Source organism: Rhodococcoides kroppenstedtii (assembly GCF_900111805.1).
GTDB classification, from domain to species: Bacteria; Actinomycetota; Actinomycetes; order Mycobacteriales; family Mycobacteriaceae; genus Rhodococcoides; species Rhodococcoides kroppenstedtii.
On record NZ_FOJN01000003.1, the window covers coordinates 228,225 to 245,431 of the forward strand.

At 63.7% G+C, this 17,207-nt stretch carries 16 protein-coding genes and 1 pseudogene; 3 read left to right on the forward strand and 14 right to left on the reverse strand.

Translation table 11 applies throughout. The annotated features are described in order from the left end of the window. Window positions 1-118: 118 nt before the first annotated feature. The 3 genes from BMZ18_RS19325 to BMZ18_RS05265 all read right to left on the reverse strand — a co-directional run bounded on the left by BMZ18_RS19325 (window position 119) and on the right by BMZ18_RS05265 (window position 2,528). On the reverse strand, window positions 119-946 hold the full coding sequence (locus BMZ18_RS19325) for a hypothetical protein (protein WP_139203845.1): 828 nt from the start codon (window positions 944-946) through the stop codon (window positions 119-121). 235 nt (window positions 947-1,181) lie between these two features. After that, window positions 1,182-1,748 carry a recombinase family protein gene (locus BMZ18_RS05260; protein WP_244516417.1) on the reverse strand — a complete coding sequence of 189 codons (567 nt, stop codon included), beginning with the start codon at window positions 1,746-1,748 and terminating at the stop codon, window positions 1,182-1,184. A gap of 75 nt (window positions 1,749-1,823) precedes the next feature. After that, a complete protein-coding gene (locus BMZ18_RS05265) occupies window positions 1,824-2,528 on the reverse strand; it encodes a TetR/AcrR family transcriptional regulator (RefSeq protein ID WP_074921990.1) in 705 nt (234 codons plus the stop codon). A 204-nt stretch (window positions 2,529-2,732) separates the two neighbouring features. Here BMZ18_RS05265 and BMZ18_RS05270 point away from each other — a divergent pair, with 204 nt between their 5' ends. Continuing rightward, on the forward strand, window positions 2,733-4,208 hold the full coding sequence (locus tag BMZ18_RS05270) for an MFS transporter (protein ID WP_371828483.1): 1,476 nt from the start codon (window positions 2,733-2,735) through the stop codon (window positions 4,206-4,208). A 16-nt stretch (window positions 4,209-4,224) separates the two neighbouring features. On the opposite strand, the gene BMZ18_RS05275 is transcribed toward BMZ18_RS05270, so the two are convergent. After that, window positions 4,225-4,779 carry a PaaI family thioesterase gene (locus BMZ18_RS05275; protein WP_032364186.1) on the reverse strand — a complete coding sequence of 185 codons (555 nt, stop codon included), beginning with the start codon at window positions 4,777-4,779 and terminating at the stop codon, window positions 4,225-4,227. Between the two features lie 242 nt (window positions 4,780-5,021). Here BMZ18_RS05275 and BMZ18_RS20020 point away from each other — a divergent pair. Further along, a pseudogene (locus BMZ18_RS20020) lies at window positions 5,022-5,141 on the forward strand (transposase); the annotation flags it as partial. 55 nt (window positions 5,142-5,196) lie between these two features. On the opposite strand, the gene BMZ18_RS05285 reads toward BMZ18_RS20020, so the two are convergent. The 6 genes from BMZ18_RS05285 to BMZ18_RS05310 all read right to left on the reverse strand — a co-directional run bounded on the left by BMZ18_RS05285 (window position 5,197) and on the right by BMZ18_RS05310 (window position 11,294). Continuing rightward, window positions 5,197-6,261, reverse strand: coding sequence for a BtrH N-terminal domain-containing protein (locus BMZ18_RS05285; RefSeq protein WP_032382558.1), 1,065 nt, complete (start codon window positions 6,259-6,261; stop codon window positions 5,197-5,199). A gap of 46 nt (window positions 6,262-6,307) precedes the next feature. After that, complete coding sequence (locus tag BMZ18_RS05290; RefSeq protein ID WP_032364247.1) at window positions 6,308-7,144, reverse strand: SDR family oxidoreductase; 837 nt, start codon at window positions 7,142-7,144, stop codon at window positions 6,308-6,310. Window positions 7,145-7,540: 396 nt separating this feature from the next. Then, window positions 7,541-8,281: a transglutaminase-like domain-containing protein gene (locus BMZ18_RS05295; protein WP_032370982.1), complete on the reverse strand. Its 741-nt coding sequence runs from the start codon at window positions 8,279-8,281 to the stop codon at window positions 7,541-7,543. Window positions 8,282-8,350: 69 nt separating this feature from the next. Then, window positions 8,351-9,559, reverse strand: coding sequence for an NAD(P)/FAD-dependent oxidoreductase (locus BMZ18_RS05300; protein WP_032370840.1), 1,209 nt, complete (start codon window positions 9,557-9,559; stop codon window positions 8,351-8,353). After that, complete coding sequence (locus BMZ18_RS05305) at window positions 9,556-10,944, reverse strand: cytochrome P450 (protein WP_074921888.1); 1,389 nt, start codon at window positions 10,942-10,944, stop codon at window positions 9,556-9,558. Before BMZ18_RS05305 ends, BMZ18_RS05300 begins: the two co-directional genes overlap by 4 nt. 29 nt (window positions 10,945-10,973) lie before the next feature. Further along, window positions 10,974-11,294, reverse strand: a complete 321-nt coding sequence (locus tag BMZ18_RS05310; protein WP_074921890.1) for a 2Fe-2S iron-sulfur cluster-binding protein — start codon at window positions 11,292-11,294, stop codon at window positions 10,974-10,976. Window positions 11,295-11,404: 110 nt separating this feature from the next. On the opposite strand from BMZ18_RS05310, the gene BMZ18_RS05315 reads away from it, so the two are divergent. After that, window positions 11,405-12,433, forward strand: coding sequence for a helix-turn-helix domain-containing protein (locus BMZ18_RS05315; protein ID WP_074921892.1), 1,029 nt, complete (start codon window positions 11,405-11,407; stop codon window positions 12,431-12,433). Between the two features lie 137 nt (window positions 12,434-12,570). Here the strand turns inward: BMZ18_RS05315 and BMZ18_RS05320 are convergent, their stop codons facing one another. The 4 genes from BMZ18_RS05320 to BMZ18_RS05335 form a co-directional block, all read right to left on the reverse strand. Then, on the reverse strand, window positions 12,571-13,425 hold the full coding sequence (locus BMZ18_RS05320; RefSeq protein WP_244516418.1) for a recombinase: 855 nt from the start codon (window positions 13,423-13,425) through the stop codon (window positions 12,571-12,573). Between the two features lie 257 nt (window positions 13,426-13,682). Further along, window positions 13,683-14,849, reverse strand: coding sequence for a site-specific integrase (locus BMZ18_RS05325; protein ID WP_032364181.1), 1,167 nt, complete (start codon window positions 14,847-14,849; stop codon window positions 13,683-13,685). A 214-nt stretch (window positions 14,850-15,063) separates the two neighbouring features. Beyond that, window positions 15,064-16,269 carry a TniQ family protein gene (locus tag BMZ18_RS05330; protein WP_244516419.1) on the reverse strand — a complete coding sequence of 402 codons (1,206 nt, stop codon included), beginning with the start codon at window positions 16,267-16,269 and terminating at the stop codon, window positions 15,064-15,066. Further along, window positions 16,266-17,207, reverse strand: a complete 942-nt coding sequence (locus BMZ18_RS05335) for a TniB family NTP-binding protein (RefSeq protein WP_139203846.1) — start codon at window positions 17,205-17,207, stop codon at window positions 16,266-16,268. The genes BMZ18_RS05330 and BMZ18_RS05335 overlap by 4 nt, the downstream gene beginning before the upstream one ends.

Consider the following 17,207-nt stretch of genomic DNA (forward strand, 5'->3'; position numbering starts at 1 on the left):
CACCCCCTTGTGGTTCCCCACCCTGTTTCCAGGATTGGCGCCCCGGGGGCAGTCGACCCGATAGTGACACGGGCCAAGACCCGCGGAGAGAGTGTAACACAGCTCACCCGACTAGTTGTCACCGGGTCGCAGTTGCCCTCTTGCCCTCTTGGGTAGAGGCTGGCACGGCGAAGGCTCCCGCGTCGGCGTTCGGTGGCGTCCACGGCTCAGGTTGCTGGAACTGCTTCGCGAGTCGATAGACGTTTCGGCGGACTGTGCGGTAGGTGATGGGGTTCTGCGACTCTTCCGTTCGTACGGTCAGCACCCCCTTCTCGACCAGCTCACTGAGGCCGCGTTTGCGACTTGATCGCGAAATCCCGTATCGCTCGTCGAAGTAGCTCGATGCGATGAAGAACTCGGGTTCGTCGGGTCTGGTCAGGGCCAAGCTGCACAAGTACATGGCAATGCCAGCTCCGGACAGGTCACCTGCGAGCCCTCGTGTCCAGAACGCCCTCGGAACGCTGATGTAAGGCTCGGTGTTGTACGGCGGCACGTACAAATTGGGTTCACCGTTGAGGACGGGCCGCGATTCGTCTCGCAGCACGATGACGAGCTTCGGACCAACGTTGTGCAGCTCCAGTGCCCCTCTGTCCGCGAGTTCGTGCAGTGCGTCTCGTACTGCGCGCGCCCCGTCAGATCTGGGGTCGTCACTGCGACCCACGAGCCCTGACCAGTACGCAGCGACTCGCGTCGTGGTGTAGGGAGGTCGCGCGGTCACCCAGATGAGCGACAACAGTAGAGCGATCCTGAGAGCTCCGCCTTGACCTCCGGACGCCCCTTGGGTTCTGAGCAAGCTGGCGAGCGGGGTCAACGTGTCGTCACCCTCCGCACGCTCCACGAACGAACGACGCAACGGACAGCGGTCCCGCTTGACCGCATCGGCAAGAGTCTCGCCCATCAAAAGCACCGCCTTTCTATCCCAATTTGCGTGCGCTATCGTGAAGCAACGTAGTGCTGACGCGACTTGTACGGAGTTCCTCTACTGGGGTCCCGTTAAGGCTACCAAAGAGGTCCCGTTGAGGCCATTTAAGAGGTTCCGAAAAATCTAGCTGCTGTCCAGCCCGCGCGACGGGCTGCCGTGGTCGCCCGCACTCTCCGCCTGTGATCGTCACCGGAAGCCACCCTCCATCGAAGCTGTTGGCTTACCCGGCGTGCCGGCCAGCATGCGCCGCAAAGTGTCGGTACAGGGTGCGTTTGCTGACACCGAGGACGTCGGCGATGTCGCCGACGGTGCTGCCCTGGTTGCGCATCCGGGTGGCTTCCCGCTTCTTGGCCGGGGTGAGGGCGGCGGGGCGCCCCCCGACCTTGCCGCGTTCGCGGGCGGCGGCGAGGCCGGCGGCGGTGCGTTCGCGGAGGAGCTGACGTTCGAAGGCAGCGAGGGCGCCGAAGATGTGGAAGATGAGTTCTCCGCCGGCGGTGGTGGTGTCGATCTGTTCGGTGACCGAGGCGAATCCCACTCCCCTGCTCTTGAGGTCGGTGACGAGCTCGATCAGGTGTGGGAGGTTGCGGCCGAGTCGGTCGAGTCGCCAGACGCAGACGGTGTCGCCGGGTAGGACGACGGCCAGGAGCTCGTCGAGGGCGGGGCGGGTGGTGGAGGCTCCGCTGGCGGTGTCGGTGAAGATGCGTGCGCAGCCGAACGCTGTCAGTTTCAGAAGACGGCTGCACGATGTCAGAAGTGCACTGCAGTGCAACTCTGAGTTCTCGAGCACACGTCCGGCCTTATCCAGTGAGCGCTGCGATCCCTGACTGGATAGCGCATTGATGGTGAAATTTCCCATCAAGTTTTACTGGCCGTCGGTGAGCTGCGGGTCTAGCGCCGCGGCCGGCCATGGACGGCTGTTGTCGCGCGAAGTGCTCGATCGGACACTTGCGGCATGGGCGGCGAGAAAGTTGTCGACGATTTGGATGCAGTCGTCGGCGTGGATGTGGCGCAGTCCTGTGAGGCGAGCGAACACTATCGGTCCGAGGAGCTGAATGAGGGCGAAGGTGGTGTCGATCTCGCCGAGCACAGCGCGAGCGTCAGGCGCCGTCAGGATCTGATCCAGGGACCTGCGGTATTGCTCTATGACACGGGCCCGAAGCGAGACCACCGCGCCAGGATCGAGATCGCGCCGGCTGGCGTCGCCGCTGTTGACGGGCCCCATTGCCAGCCAGGCCAGCGTGGTCATCTGCACCGGAGCTTGGTCGATGAGGTCGGCTTGGGTGGTGAGCAACGAAATCAGACGTTCACGTAGCGGACCGGTATCGATATCGGTGTCGACTGGGGGTAATAGTCGCTCGAAGGTTGCAGCGAGCAGGTCAGTGGTACTTCCGAAGTGGCGGTACAGAGTGGCACGTGCAACCTTCGACATGCGGGTGACCGCCTCCACGGTGACCGCCTCGACACCGCCGGTGGACAGCAGCTGGCCCGCCGCTTCGAGCAACCGGTTACGTGAGCGCGCCAGCCGGGGGTCGGCCGGGCCCTCGGCTGCAACGAGAGGGTCGACCATGAACGGGCTCCGCTCCATTTTGACTGACAAAACATGTCCTCGCTTGACCATTCTGTCACACCCGCAAAGTTATGATACTAATAGTCTCACACCGAGACGATCAGTCTCGAACTGGGAGGCTGGCCGTTGAACGAACGTAGATCCGACTCTGCCAGCGTCGCTCGATGGAGCGGTGCCCAGTGGTGGATGTTGATTGTGTCGTGCATGGCGGTCGCGTTGGTGGTGGCCGCAATGGCGGCATTGTATTCAGCGTTGCCACAGATCGCGGTCGCGACAGGGGCGACGCAAGCTCAACTGACCTGGATAGTCGACGGTTATACGCTGGTATTGGCGTGCTTGGTTCTGCCTGCCGGTGCGATCGGTGACCGGTACGGTCGCCGCGGGGTGCTCGTGGCGGGGTTGGCGTTGTTCGCTTTCGCGTCGGCCTTGCCCTTGTTTCTCGCCGACCCGGCGTGGCTGATCGCTGCTCGCGCGTTGGCTGGGGCGGGTGCGGCGCTGGTCATGCCCTCGACGCTGTCGATACTGACCGCGGGATTTCCACCGGCGCATCGCGGCCGCGCTGTAGGTGTGTGGGCCGGGGTTGCTGGATCCGGGGCGGTCCTGGGCATCCTCGGGGCTGGTGTGTTGCTCGAACAGTGGTCGTGGACCTCGGTGTTCGTCGGGTTGACCGTCGCCGGAGCGGTTCTGGCCGGGTTGGCATGCAGTATCGCGGAGTCCCGCCAGCAGGAGCATCCACCGGTCGATTGGGTGGGCGCGGTGACCGTAGTTGTCGCGGTCGGGGCGATCGTCTTCGCTGTGATCGAGGTTCCGGCCCGTGGCTGGTCGGATTCGCTCGTCGCCATCAGCACTGCGGTGGGCTTGTTCGCAGTTGTGGTGTTCGTCGTCGTAGAACTACGTTCCTCGGCACCCCTACTCGATGTCCGGTTGTTCGCCCGCCGTGGCTTCGGTGCCGGCGCGCTGTCGGTCTGTATCCAATTTCTGGTGACCTTCGGGGTGTTCTTGCTGTTGGTGCAGTATCTGCAGTTGATTCTCGGTTATGGACCGCTCACCGCCGCGTTGGCGTTGACCCCTATGGTCGTGCCGCTCATCGTGATCTCGGTGATTGCACCCTGGCTGTCGAACATTGTTGGCCTGCGGGTGATGACCACTGTAGGTCTGCTCACCATCGCGGCGGGACTGGTGATGGTGAGCAGACTGACCGTCGCGGCAACTTACCCTGACCTGCTGTGGCCCTTGCTCATCATGAGCGCGGGTTTGGGGTTGTGTACCGCCCCTGCGACTTTCGCCATCGTCTCGGACACTCCTGAGGCCAAGCACGGGGTGGCTGCCGCAGTCAACGACGCAGCTCGCGAAATCGGTGCCGCGATTGGGATTGCGGTAGCCGGTAGCGTGCTCGCGGCCGGTTACGTTCAGCAAATTCAACCGGCTCTGCCCCAGCTACCCGAGCCTGCCCGTGGTCCGGTGGCCGATTCTCTGGCCGCCGCGTTACAGGTCGCCGACCGCGCAGGACCAGCTGGTCAGCCGCTGGCCGAGTTCGCCAGAGCCGCATTCGTACACGGAAGTGGTCAGGCGACACTGGCGTTGGCGGCGCTGACCGCCGCTGGGGCACTCGTCCTCGCCGTCTTTGCGCCAGGTAGACGCAGCCGTACGACAGCCACCGCGGGTGATGGACGTCGGTGAAGGTCGGCCAGGGTGTCTATTCTTCGGTGTGATTCGTGTCCGTGGCCCGGAGTTGGGCTCGGGCTTGGGACTGCATGAAGTGTTCGACCTCGACCACCACGAACAGGGCAGTAGCGGTGGCTACCGAGCGGCCCTGCGCATCGTCCATCGTGGCCGTGAGATCCAGTTTGCGCCCATCACGAGACCGAACGGCAGCACGCAATACGTATGGAGTGCCGAGCAGAACCGGCGCCAGGTAGTCGAGCTCGAGACGCCGCGTCACGGCGAGCTCACCCACTGTGTAGAGCAGGAAGCCGAACAGATCGTCGAGAACGGTCGCCACCGCGCCTCCGTGTGCTATCCCGGGTGCCCCGACATGACGTTGATCGAACACATGGTGAGCCACCACGCCGTTCTCGTCACGCTGGACCGACAGGGCGTGGCCGTGCGGGTTCTGCGGCCCACAACCAAGACAGTCGGGGTGGTGGGGCGGTAGATCAGGCGAGTCGAAACTCGTGCTCCAGAACGAGCGCGCCCAGTTCTCGACAGCCGGGCCGGCCGACCCGCTGACCTCGTCCGGAACTCTTTTCATGGTCGGACCTCTCTGTCGTGAAAAAAAATTGTGCCGAGTCTGTCGCGTCATCGTGCGCTCGGCCTGCACCGCTGTTAGTTTCGATAGATAAACTGCACTATGTCAGAAGTGAACCGCGCGTTGAAAACGTCGGCGAGGTTGCAGATGAGGGTCATCCACCCCGCAGCCCAGTGGCTGGCGTCGTGATCTGATCGGCCCAGGGATTCGGACACTAGACCCGCTTGGAATAGGGATCTACAAGCATGAGCAGATCGCGTCGATCTTTCAGCACCGAGTTCAAAGACGAACTGTGCCGAGAGGTCATCGACTCTTCCAAGCCGATCAGTGAGGTCGCCAGGGCGTACGGTGTCGGCGACGACAGCTGCAGCACAGTGCGATGCGCCCCGTGTACCGCGCGCCATCGAACGACGGTGGGCATCATCTCGTGATGGCGGACAGCGAGCGTGAAGCAGACTCCAGGGACTCCACCAGGATCAGCTCGAGTTCCGACAGTCTGGCAGCCGACACGGCCACCGCAGCTGCGCGTGTTCGTACATCGAGACCGCGTTGTGTTCCGGCGCGGGCAGTTTCGGTCCAGGCCTGGGCGCAGTGATCGGCGGCCACCGCGAGGTCTGCGGTAGCGGGATCACCGGTCAGACGTGCAATCTCGGTACAGCCGTCGGCGAGAAGCCGACGAAAGAGCCCGCCTCCGGTTCCGGCCTTTTCGATGAAGATACCGAGACTGAACAGCAGCGTCTCGAGGTCATCGGGCGGAAGGTCGACCCAGCTCTTGACGTCGGTTGCCAGCTGGTCGACCGCGGCCAAACCGTCGGCACCGGCTGCTGGTATGTGGTCGGCTATTCCCGGTGTCGATGGGGCGTGCATGCTGGCGGCGGATCGGGCGAAGGCCGCGGCCGCGGCAGTCGACACGGGCGGCAGTGTCTGCGGCCACGTGATTCGGTACGTGCAGTGACGTGTCGGTTGCGGGAACGAGGTGGAAGATCGCGCCCGAGCCAGCGCGTCGAGCGGGATCTTCTGCACGTCGGCCCGATCGTTGTCGACGACCGAGGCAGTCCCCCCGATCTCGTCGTAGCCGATCACCACGATGTCGTGGCGACTCATCTGCAGTTTCACCCGTAAGTAGGGCAGCTCAGCGATATCGGCCCAGACCAGACTGGGTCTTCCCGCATCGATGTCGTCGCGAACCCATGACCATCCCTCACCGGGATCGTCGGTCGTGAGAACCTCGACTTGTCCGCCGAGCCTGCGCGGTAAGTCGATCTCGAAGTCGGCACCGCGGCCGACCAGGTACATCGGTGGGACCAGGTCGTCCGATCGCAGGTAGGACAAACCGAGATCACCACCCAGTGCGAACACCAACCCCTCGTCGGGTGGTCCGTCCCATCCCAGACCGTGCCACTGGAGAAGGTCTCGCATTGCACCTGACCCGCAGTGCCCTCCCATCCGGTGGGGATAGTTCTCGATCAGAGTCGTGGGGGTCACTGTGGCTGCCTTTCGGGTGGTTGGTCGAGCGCGCGTGTCGGCATGCTCAGCTGTTCTGGATTCTGTCGAGATACGTTCGGCGAGCAGTCATGTCGACGTCCGCGAGGAACACCGAATCTGTGTTCAGGGCCGCACCCAGTCCGGTCGCCAGCCGCCGGGGGACGAATTTCACCGCCGCGACCATTGCGCCTGCGAGACGGGTGACGCGGACGAAGGGGCGTGGATTCTCGATCAGATCTGCTGTCGCGCGGGCGATTTCCTCCGGCTCGGCGTTGCGTAATCCCTTTGCGCCGGCGGTTCCGGCGACGAGTTCGGTGTTGGTGAACGTCGGGCGGACTGTGGACAGTCGAACCCCTGACTTGCGGTACTCCAGTCGTGCGGCCTCTGTGAATCCGATGACTGCGAACTTGGTAGCGCAGTAGGTCGCCAAACCAGGTACCGCGAGCTCGCCGGCCAATGACGCAGTGTTGATGATGTGTCCGGTGCGGCGCGGCAGCATGCGCTGAAGAGCCAGTTTGGTCCCGAAGATGACACCCAGGACGTTGATCTCGACTTGACGCCGGGTTACTGCATCGTCCTCTTCGTGGGCGTGGCCGGTAGGCATGATGCCCGCGTTGTTGATCAGGATGTCGAGGGGTCCGAGTTCACGTTCGACCAGGTCCAGAAACGTTGTGAACGAGTCAGGTTCGGTGACGTCGAGTCGGGTGACGACCTTCACCCCGAGTTCGGCGGCGGCCTCCTTCGCACGTGCCTCGTCGATGTCGCCGATGGCGACCCGGTGGCCTCGTCGAATCAACTCCTTCGCTGTCTGATAGCCGATGCCGCGAGCTCCACCTGTGATCGCCACGGTCCTGGCGGGGGTGTGAGGTGCGTTGTTTGTCATCTGCTGCGCTCCTTGCATAGATGAGAGACATCGGTAGACGCCTGTCGGCCCGCTCTCGCGGTAGCGGCTGCGCACACGGGAGAGGGATATGGGTATCGCGCGTCGTCTCGTGCCCGGGGAGGCGTTCGGATCGGTCGTTCATCGCCCGCAGCCGCAATTCCAGCGGCAGAGCGAGTCTCGTCTGTTCGGTGCAACTTCCGGTGTCGGCCTTACCACGGCCGCGGCGACGAGACAGTCATGTGGCACAGCTCTGCCAGCAGGTATCGGCTCACCCGATTCGAAGGTGTCCGAGGCGGTCCGAGTGTTCACGATCGCGATTGTTCGCGGAGAGAGCTCCGACCGATCGGCAGTCGGCCGCGATACGGGGTTCGGCGCGTATGTTCTCACCGCTTGTGTTCATCGAGACTCCCGCGGAAGGTTTCGATCCCCGGGAGTTTCGTCCGGCCGGGTGCGGCCGGTGAAAACATCATCGAGTGGGTGAGCGCCCGTGAAGATCGTGGGGCCGTAGGCGTGCCGAAGCACCGTCAAGATCGCGTTCAAGGGTAGGTCGTCGAAGACTCCTCGCTCGCGGACATACTCCATGTGCTGGGCTCCGTCTGCGGTGAAGGCATGCATGAGAGCATCGCGATCGCCGTCGAATTCCACTGGCGGCACGCCGAAACGAGCGCACAACTCGACATTGAATGCCGGCGTGGCCTTCAACCACCGGCCCTCGATGTAGAGGCGACTGTAGCCGTGGTAGACGAACAGGTCGGTGCCGCCCATCAGCGTGCGCAACGTCTCGGTCTGCAGGTGATTTCGGACGTCGGCGAAGCCGAGCAGTGCTGGGATACCCGCCGCCCGGCACACTGCGGTCAACAGCACCGCCTTCGGGACGCAGTAAGCGCGCCCGGCCTCGAGGACGAAGCTCGCTCGATAGTGGGCCGGATCGTCCGACACGGTGTATGGGTCGTACCAGATTCGGTCGCGGACGGCGGCGAAGAGGCGTCTGGCCTTGTCACGGTCGCTGCTCGCATCTCCGATTGCCGCGGCGGTGAACGCCCGCACGGATTCGTGCTCGATGTCGAGGAAGTCCGTTGCTCCCAGGTATGCGTGTGGTGGCTGCGTAGTATGTGCTCCGGGCGGGCGGTCTGTCATGGTCATCGCTGATGTTCCCTTCTCTGAGCAAACCGGTTGCTGTTGTGTGCACAACGACCGAAGGATCGGTCAGTTGCGCGCGAGTCCGCCGAGCATCAGGTCTTCGCGTTGGACGGGGAGTCGCTGGGCGATCACCCGTTTGCTGTACATGAACTCGCGCGGGCGACCTATGCAGTCGGCGGCAATGAGCTCACCGGCCTGGAGATAGAAGCAACTGAAATCACTGTCGCGGGTGGGGTCACCGCTGAGAACCACTTCGTCGTATCCAGTGTTGAGGCCGGCGATCTGCAGCTTGAAGTGATACTGATCCGACCAGAACCACGGCAACGCTTCGATTTTTCTGGACTTCCCGCAGGCGGTCGACGCAGCGACTTTGGCCTGCTCTCCTGCGCTCGAGACGGACTCCAACCGTAGTCGACGGCCGTAACGGGCCATGTCGTGGCTCGCGCAGTCCCCCGCCGCCATGATGTCGGGGTCGTTGGTCCGAGTGTGATCGTCGATCACGATGCCGTTGTCGATGACAAGACCCGCATCGGCGGCGAGGTCGGTGTTCGGCTCGACGCCGACACCGACGATGACCAGATCTGCGGGGATCGATTCTCCGCTGGCCAAGGTGATTTCACGAACCTCACGGTCACCGGACAGGCCCTGAACCATCGCGTTCGTTCTGATGTCGACTCCCTGTTCGCGATGTATCCGCTCGAAGAACGTCGATACCTCGGGAGCAGTGACCCGCTCGAGCACACGCCCAGTTGCCTCGAGGACTGTGACCTGTACGCCCAGTGCGCGCAGCGATGCCGCTGTCTCGAGTCCGATGTAGCCGCCTCCGACGATCACCACCCGCTGGCCAGGGCCGGTGGCCATACGTATCCTCTCGACGTCCGCTGCGGTGCGCAGGTAGTAGACCCCGTGGAGATCGGCCCCGGGAACGGTGAGCCGACGAGGGCGGGCTCCCGTGCACAGCGCGAGCTTGTCGTAGGCCAGCTTCTCCCCGGTGTCGAGAACGACGTTGCCTTCCGACCGAACGATGGTCTCCACCTGCGCGTTCAGGAGCTGAATACCTTGCTTGGAGTAGAAGTCCGTGCTGCGAATGGCGATATCGTCGAGTACGCATTTGCCCGCCAGGTATGCCTTCGACAGCGGGGGGCGTTGATAGGGAGCGGCAGACTCGTTACCGATGAGGACGATGTCGCCTGTCCAACCTTCTTGGCGCAAACTAGCTGCCAGTTGTGCCCCAGCATGGCTTGCGCCGACGATGATCGCCCGTTGCGATGTCATACGCTGGAAGTAGGCGTCAGGCGCACCATCATCTTGCTGATGCCCCGCACGAAATTCGACTGAACATACTCGGGGTCGCCGACGACCTCGATGTTCTCGAAGCGGGGAAGCAACTCCTCCCACAGAATCCGCAGCTGCATTTCGGCCAGCCGATTGCCCATACACCGGTGCACACCGAATCCGAACGCGATGTGATTGCGCGCATTGGCACGATCGATGATGAAATCATCAGGATTCTCGAAAACGCGTTCGTCGCGGTTACCCGAGGCATACCACATCACCACCTTGTCGCCCTTGCGAATGAATTGTCCGTTCAGCACAGTGTCGGCTTTGGCGATTCGGCGCATGTACGCCAACGGTGTCTGCCACCTGATGATCTCCGAGACCATGTTGGGAATGAGACCAGGGTTGATCTTCAATTTCTCGAACTGGTCGGGGGATTTGTTCAACGCAAGAACGCCACCGCTCATCGAGTTGCGCGTCGTGTCGTTTCCACCGACGATCAGCAACACAAGGTTGCCCATGAATTCCATCGGACGATCGATCAGATCCTTCGTGTCGTCGTTCTGCTGCAACATGGTGATCAGATCGAAACCAGGTTCTCCTCCTCCAGACCTTTCGGCGGCCTTGTCATGCCAAAGAGCACTGAGACCACGCGCCATGTCACGCATGCCGTCGAACACCTCGTCGATGTTCGAGGGGCCACCGTTGGCTTGCTCCATCGCGGTCGCGAGATCGGACCACTCGACGAGCTTGCGGCGCTGCTCGTACGGAAAGTCCAGCAGAGTTGCCAACATGCGAGCTGTCAACTCGATCGAGACATTCTGCACCCAGTCGAACGGCTCATTCAAGGGAAGGTCGTCCAGCACCTCCTGCACGCGTGATCGAATAAGACCCTCCATCTCCCGCAGATTCTTCGGCGCGACCACGCCTTGGACGGCAGCCCTCTGTCTGTCGTGGCGAGGCGGATCCATCGCGATGAACATCTCGATATCGAGAAAACGCGGCGGGACACCGATAACAATGAACGGCTCGGCGGAAAACAGCGCATGATTTTTGTCGACGGCCACAATATCGGCATGACGCGTGACCGACCAGAACGGACCGAACGGACTGTTGGGTTGGTAGTGAACCGGCGCCTCGTTCCGCACCCGTTCGAAGTACGACTGCCACCGCCCTTGTCTGTAAAGGAAAGGGTTACTGAGGTCGATGTCGGCGAGCTCGACATCCTCGACCGGTGGGATCGGACTCTCGACGAACAACTTGGTGCCATTCGTTCCAGTCACCCAACGCCGGGTCTTGTCGTAGAGGTGTGCACCCCGGATCTGCAGGTCCATCGGGATAGCCGACTTCACCTTGTCGCCGATCGTCTCGGAAACCTTCATCGCCTTGCTACTCTGCCTTCCGACGATTTTCATAGCTGAAACTCGGGCGTTTGTACGCGCAGGCCGTCCCACGCTTCCGAGGCCACCATCTGACAGGACAGCCGGGAGGTGTGTTGCCGTTCGGGGTTCATCGCGAGCATCTCCTCTTCATCGGCGCCGGAAAGACCCACTTCCCCGGACCACTGTGGGTCGACGATCACATGACAGGTACCGCACGCCGTCTCCCCGCCACAGTCACCGTCGATCCCGGGCACAGCATTGTCGGTAGCAATCTGCATGAGCGATCGACCTTCGACCAAAGCCGCCTCGTGCTCCTCGCCGTCGTGCGCGACGAAAGTTACAACTGCCATGTCAACTCCTCGTTTTCTGGCGTGATTGAACGAAAGTGTCGTCGCAAACGTGGGTGACGGCTATGTTCGGTGGAGTCAGAAACTTGTGAATTCGGGTCAAGGGGATCATCGTGAAGCTGAACGACGAGGGTGTGCCACCGCTTGCGTTCGTTCAGTTGCTCGAACGCCGCGCACTCGACCCTGACGCCGCCGCGCGGCTTCGTGCGATCATGCACCGCGAAGGAACCAGTGAAGCGACGCTCATTCAGCATGACGTTCAGGCACCGATACGGTGGTTTCGGGAGGTCTACCCCGAACTCGATATCGCCCAGGCCACTCGACTCGGATTTGCGTTTGCCGAACAGGCCCAGTTGACATCATTCGGGCCCCTGAGTTCACCTTTGATCAGCGCTGGCTCGGTCGCCGAGATCGTCGATCTCCTCACATACCTGCCATTGATCTCCACGGCTTTGAAGTCGCAGTTCCACACTGGCGACTACGGCCTGATCGTCGGGCTCACTGCGCATACAGGCGATTCGGCACTGGACTGCTTGGTCGTCACCTACGGCGGGTCGGCGTTACTACGGCTGCTGGACATGCTCGCCGGGGACATATCGCCGGTCACACTCCATCTGAGTTGGCCAGAGCCGACCGAGGTGAGCCACGACGAAAGTCCGGCGGCGAATCGCCGGATCTTCGACGCTCCGATTTCCTTCGTCCACGTACCCGAGGACACCCTCAACAAGGCTTGCCGGTTCTCGGACCCTCTCGCATATCGACTCGCTATCGCTGATCTGCAGCGAACACTCGCCCAGCGGAGTGGGTCCATGTCATCCACCGAGAAGGTGAGGCAGCTGCTGGAGAAGGACCTCGGACAGCGAACCAACCATGATGTTGCACAAGCGTTGTCGATGTCGAGCAGCACGTTGAAACGGCGGCTTGCCGAAGAAGGCACCACCTATAGCAAGGTGCGCCAGTCGCTTCTGTACGAGCGCGCGATGCTACGGCTCCTCGACCGATCGGTTTCGGTCAGCGAGATCGCTACCGAACTCGGATACAGCGACCTCGCCAACTTCTCTCACGCCTTCAAACGCTGGACCGGACGCTCTCCGAAAGATTTCCGAAATCCCCGACTCTCAGACGACCCGGATTCGACGTAGACCCCGCAGAACGGGGTCGAGATCGATGCCTCGTTCGTTCGCGGCCTGATCGATCTTCATCTCGGAGATTTCTGAGACGTCACCGCCTCCCTGCCGTGAGAAGAAGAGTGTGTGCAAACCCGAGTACCAACCACTAGTCACTCGACGGTGTCGGCCGGCACGCGTGCGGTCTCCGATTCGAGAAAGTCGACGAGAGCTTCCAACAGGCTGTCCGCGCGGGTTTCGACATCGGCCAGGACAGAGTCCACGTCGTCGAGAAGACCGTGGGCGTGTCTACGCGCAAGCGTTCCGCGTTCGTAGTAGCCGGGGTCGAGTAGAACCCGCGGTACTGGATCCGGTGCCGCGATCTGCTCCGGATGTTGTGACCGCGCAGTGGGCTGCAGGTGGGTGGGTGCCCTTCCGTCCCAGTGCATTCGCACGATGCCCGCTACCGCACGGGCGGTCAGCGGGGTCGCAGCCAACGGGGTGTGGCCCCACCGGTCGATCGCAGTCGACAGCGGATGTTGACCGGCCGGGTCGAAATACCGGTCGTATCCGCCGAGCCCGGTGCCGTCCACGGCATCGAAAGCGTCGGCGAGCATTCGGGTGCTCGGATACCGGGCCTGATGGCCGAGCACCTCACACCAGCGCTGGTACACCGTGCGCGGAGAAATGCCCGTCCCCGCCAGCGCGAGGGAGGTGAGGGTATGAACGCCGCGGCCTGTCTCGATGCGAAGGGCGTCGAGACCCGCATCGGCGGTGACATCGCATGCCCGCAGGGCCGCGATCTGCGTGTACGGCAGACCTGTCGTAGCGAGCGTGAGGATCAGCGCGTCTCTGCGCGCGAACAACGCTGACGGCCAACCGTATTCGGGGAGTCGGGCGATGATTCCGCCGATCACGGCTGCCACCTCCTGCAGGCGCGACGTGCGGGCCCCATCCAGCGCAGCCCGGACGGTCTCAGCGCGCCCTGGAGGAGGTAATAGATGCCGATGATGAGCGGAGTCGATCACCGCGATCCGGCGGCGTTGGGTCGTCGGCGCGGCGGGGTGCGCATACAGGAACCGAGCAAGTGACTCAGGAGAGGCCGCCAATGGGGGTTCGCCATGGGCGGTGCACCAGTCCTCGAACAGTGACCACGTGTGCCGATCCCGCCTCGGTATCGACGTGTTCGTGATGTCCGATGCACGTATCGGACAAGGGCGGTCGTCGTGGTCAGCATCTACCCCTGTCGTCCCGTCGCCGCTCACTGGTTCGGTCGGGTGCCTGGTCATAGGCCGAGCTCGGTGACGGCGTTGCCGACCAGTGGCGCATTCTCGTGAGCGTATGTTTCGACCATTGCGGGTGTGGTGTGCCCGGTTTGGCGCATGATCGCATGCGCGTCGGCACCGTTGCGGAAGGCCTGCGTGACGAAGCCGGAACGGAGGGAATGCCCGCCGAGCTGGGCGACGGTGTCGGGGCCGTATCCAGCTCGAGTAGCGCGGCGGCGGATCGCCGCGTGCACCGCGGCTCCGGACAGGGCTGTGTCGGAGAGGTTGCCGTTCTTGCGGACGGACCGAAACAGAGGGGACCGTTTCTCGACTACAGGAAGGGTGCCGCGGCAGATATGGGAGTCGAATTCCACTGCGCGGGAAAGTATTCGGATGACAGCAACTCTGCCGCCGGTGTCGAACGCTGCGACGATCTGCAGCCATCGCACCCACGCGCAGACCGGACATGACTCGTGGCGGTCGGTGAACGGGAGTGCTTTCACGGTTCCGGTGCCGTCCTGGTCGGTCTTCGATTTGCGGATACGTACGTGCGCGCCGTCGAGGCGGTCGCGGTGGACATCGCGGCATTCGAGCGCTACGAGTTCGCTGCGGCGGAATGCGCCGGTGTAGCCCATCAGGAGCAGCGCAGTGTCGCGGCGTTCGAGGACCTCCGACGCCCACCCGGCCCCACCTCGACGCGCGTAATCGACGATCGTAGTGATGTCGGAGGTCAGCAGCGGTGCGCGCGGGTTACGGGGCCGCTCCCCCGCAGACGCGTAATCCCGCCGAATACCCGAGAGAGTGGCGCGCACCATCTCGTGCCCGCACGGGTTGTCGTAGCCGGTAGCGCGGTGGCGGTCCGCGACCGCCGCGATCCATTTGCCGAACGTCGACGGCGCATACGCCCGCGTCCCGTCGACGGTGAGCGTGTCGGCAGCCGCAACGAGATAGGCCGCCACCGTAGCGGGATGCGCCGGCAACGCGTGGTGCCCGGCGACGGTGCACCAGGTCTCGAAGCGTCGCCACGCCGAATCGTAGGCGCGGCGGGTAGCACCGGACCGTGCCGACGCCATCGACCGTTCGATCCGAGCGGCGACCTCGCCCGACAGGTCCGGAAACACCTCCGCACTCCTCACCGGGACGACTGAATCCGTGTCCAGGACCTCACCTAGCTGCCGATCTGCCATGACAGGGACTGTAGCGAGCACCCCCGACAGCTCTTTCGAGTTGAAACGCGCTGAGCAGGGATTTAGACGAAGACGGTGCGGGAACGGAAATTCTCGTCGGTCATCGCTCGAATCCGGTGAGTGACTGTGCACAGCCGCCGGCGAGTGGCGCTCCGGAGACCGCGCACGCCTATGTCTGTGCTCGATCGCTGCCGCGCCGACGCGCACCCATCGGTCAGGGGGGAAGACGAATGCCCAGGTCGGCGAACACCTTCTCCAGTCGGGCAGTGCCTTCAGGCGTGTGACATCCGGTGCGCAGGAACGCAAACAGCGACGCGGCCGCAGCGATGTCGCTTCGTGCCACCTCGACGGCGGCGTCGATGGCGTCCTGCACTCCGTCCCACGCGCTTCGTTCGCTAGCTGGGAAGCACGAGCGGGTGGGAGCGGTTCCCGGGTCCACCGGCTCGTCCGGGATCGGGGCGAGCAGACGGGCGTGAGCGCCTCCGGCCGGGAGGTCGCCGTGTTCGATCGCGGAGACGGCCGACGCGGCGGCAGCGACGACACGTTCTCGCTCGGTCCATCGCAGGTGTTCGAACACCACTCGCGACGCCTGCGGCGGCCGCGGATGCCCGGTGGAGTTCCAGATGGCGGACAACACCGTCGACCACCGACCCGCTCGACACAACGGGGTGCAGACGTCGTCGACGACGCTGCGCAGTAAGCGGAACCACACCGCGGCGTGGACCCGGTCGCGGTCGAGCTGCACCCACCCGGACGTCAGAGCTCGGGCGCTGCGCCGGTCGAGTCGGGCGACTTCCTGCGAAACAGGGATTGGCCGCAACCTCTCGTCCGATGCGGTGCGATCCCACAGAACGGCCCGCCCGGGTAGGACGGTGCAGAATTCGAGCCGGCAGACGTGCACGGGACAACTGGTCAGCAACGACAGTTGGTGCACCAGCGTCACGCCGATGTCGGCGGTGCATTCGAGCTCGTCGACGCACACCGGGCACGCCCTGGTGCGCTGCTCACTGACCCACGGGAGCCAGGTACCGCCCTCTGGTGTGCGGCAGAGGCGGTCGTGGACCGCCAGGTCGGCCGGCAGCAGGACCGAGAACTGGTGAACGTAGGTGTCGAAGTCGCACCGCGCCGGATCGGTGTCGTCGAGCAGCCACGGAATCCATCCCGACAGCGTCATCGACCGCAACCTCGGGACCGGAACGATGCTGCGAGCGGCCAGGTGCGCCAGCAGCGGTTCGGGGACGTACCGGTCCATGTCGAGACCGGAGATGTCGAAGCCCGGCAGCAGGTCCGCCGGTCTGGCGAGTCCGTAGTACGCACAGGTACGCCGCATCCACGAGGTCAGTGCTTCCTGTGGGCGGGGCGGCGGATGCAGTGGCCACGGCGGGATGTCGAGCTCTGCCGCAGTCCCGAGGCTGCTCACGGGAGGTGGCGTTCGAACTGTCGGCGCCGCTCGGTTGGGCCGAGATACTCGGTGCGTTCGAGCACGCCGGGGGTGATTGCTTCTGCGCCGGTGTCGACGGCCAGCACAGCTGCCGAGGTCAGCAGGGTCGACAGTTCGCCGATGGTGCCCTCGCAGCGGGTGAGGAGATAGTCGGTCATCTCCGGTGATGCGAGGTGCGAGGGTTGTCGCAGCGGATAGCTGGCGGCGAAGCTGGCCATGAGCGAGCGGGCCTGCGGGGTGTTGGTCCACGTCGGTAGGGTCATCGGCGCGAACCGGTTCTCGAGCTGCGGGTCGGTACGGATAGCGAGGTACGCGTCACGGGTGCCGACGCCGACAAGCGGGATGCGCAGGTCGTTGCCCAGGAACCGCAGCATGTTCAGAAATTCCCGTCGGGCATTGTCGCGTCCGGCGAGAACGTTGTGGAGCTCGTCGACGATGAGCATCCGCACCTTGGTCGCTCGCAGCAGCATCAGTGCTTGTCGTTCCAGGTCCGGAACACGACTGTGCGGCCTGATCGGTGTTCCCAGTGCGGCGAGCACCGCGAGGTAGAACCGACTCGGCGAGGGTTCCGGGGGCATCTGGACGCACAACACCGGGATCTGTTCGCGGTCACTGAGACTGGTCGGAGGGTGCGTGCGTCGGAACTTCTCGATGATCATCGACTTGCCGTTGTTCGTCGAGCCGAGCAGCAGCAGGTTCGGCATACGTTGACGGTCCGGCCACGACAGCAGCGTCTCGAGGTGCCCGAGGACGGACCGTGCCTGCGGGTAGCCGATCCAGCGCTCGGAGCGTATCGACCGAATTCGGGCGGCGTCATCGAGTTCGACGAGCGGCCGCGTCGACTCCGTCAGGTGCCCGAAGTCGGTGCCCGGCAGCGCAGTCGATCCCCCGGCGGTCGGCCGCGATCTCGGTGTCAT

Coding starts and splice junctions, on each gene's coding strand:
- BMZ18_RS05295 (WP_032370982.1), bottom strand. CDS start 8,281: ATGACAGACCGCCCGCCCGGAGCACATACTACGCAGCCACCACACGCA.
- BMZ18_RS05270 (WP_371828483.1), top strand. CDS start 2,733: ATGGCGGTCGCGTTGGTGGTGGCCGCAATGGCGGCATTGTATTCAGCG.
- BMZ18_RS05275 (WP_032364186.1), bottom strand. CDS start 4,779: ATGAAAAGAGTTCCGGACGAGGTCAGCGGGTCGGCCGGCCCGGCTGTC.
- BMZ18_RS05325 (WP_032364181.1), bottom strand. CDS start 14,849: ATGGCAGATCGGCAGCTAGGTGAGGTCCTGGACACGGATTCAGTCGTC.
- BMZ18_RS05310 (WP_074921890.1), bottom strand. CDS start 11,294: ATGGCAGTTGTAACTTTCGTCGCGCACGACGGCGAGGAGCACGAGGCG.
- BMZ18_RS05335 (WP_139203846.1), bottom strand. CDS start 17,207: ATGACACCGAGATCGCGGCCGACCGCCGGGGGATCGACTGCGCTGCCG.
- BMZ18_RS05305 (WP_074921888.1), bottom strand. CDS start 10,944: ATGAAGGTTTCCGAGACGATCGGCGACAAGGTGAAGTCGGCTATCCCG.
- BMZ18_RS05300 (WP_032370840.1), bottom strand. CDS start 9,559: ATGACATCGCAACGGGCGATCATCGTCGGCGCAAGCCATGCTGGGGCA.
- BMZ18_RS05290 (WP_032364247.1), bottom strand. CDS start 7,144: ATGACAAACAACGCACCTCACACCCCCGCCAGGACCGTGGCGATCACA.
- BMZ18_RS05265 (WP_074921990.1), bottom strand. CDS start 2,528: ATGGTCGACCCTCTCGTTGCAGCCGAGGGCCCGGCCGACCCCCGGCTG.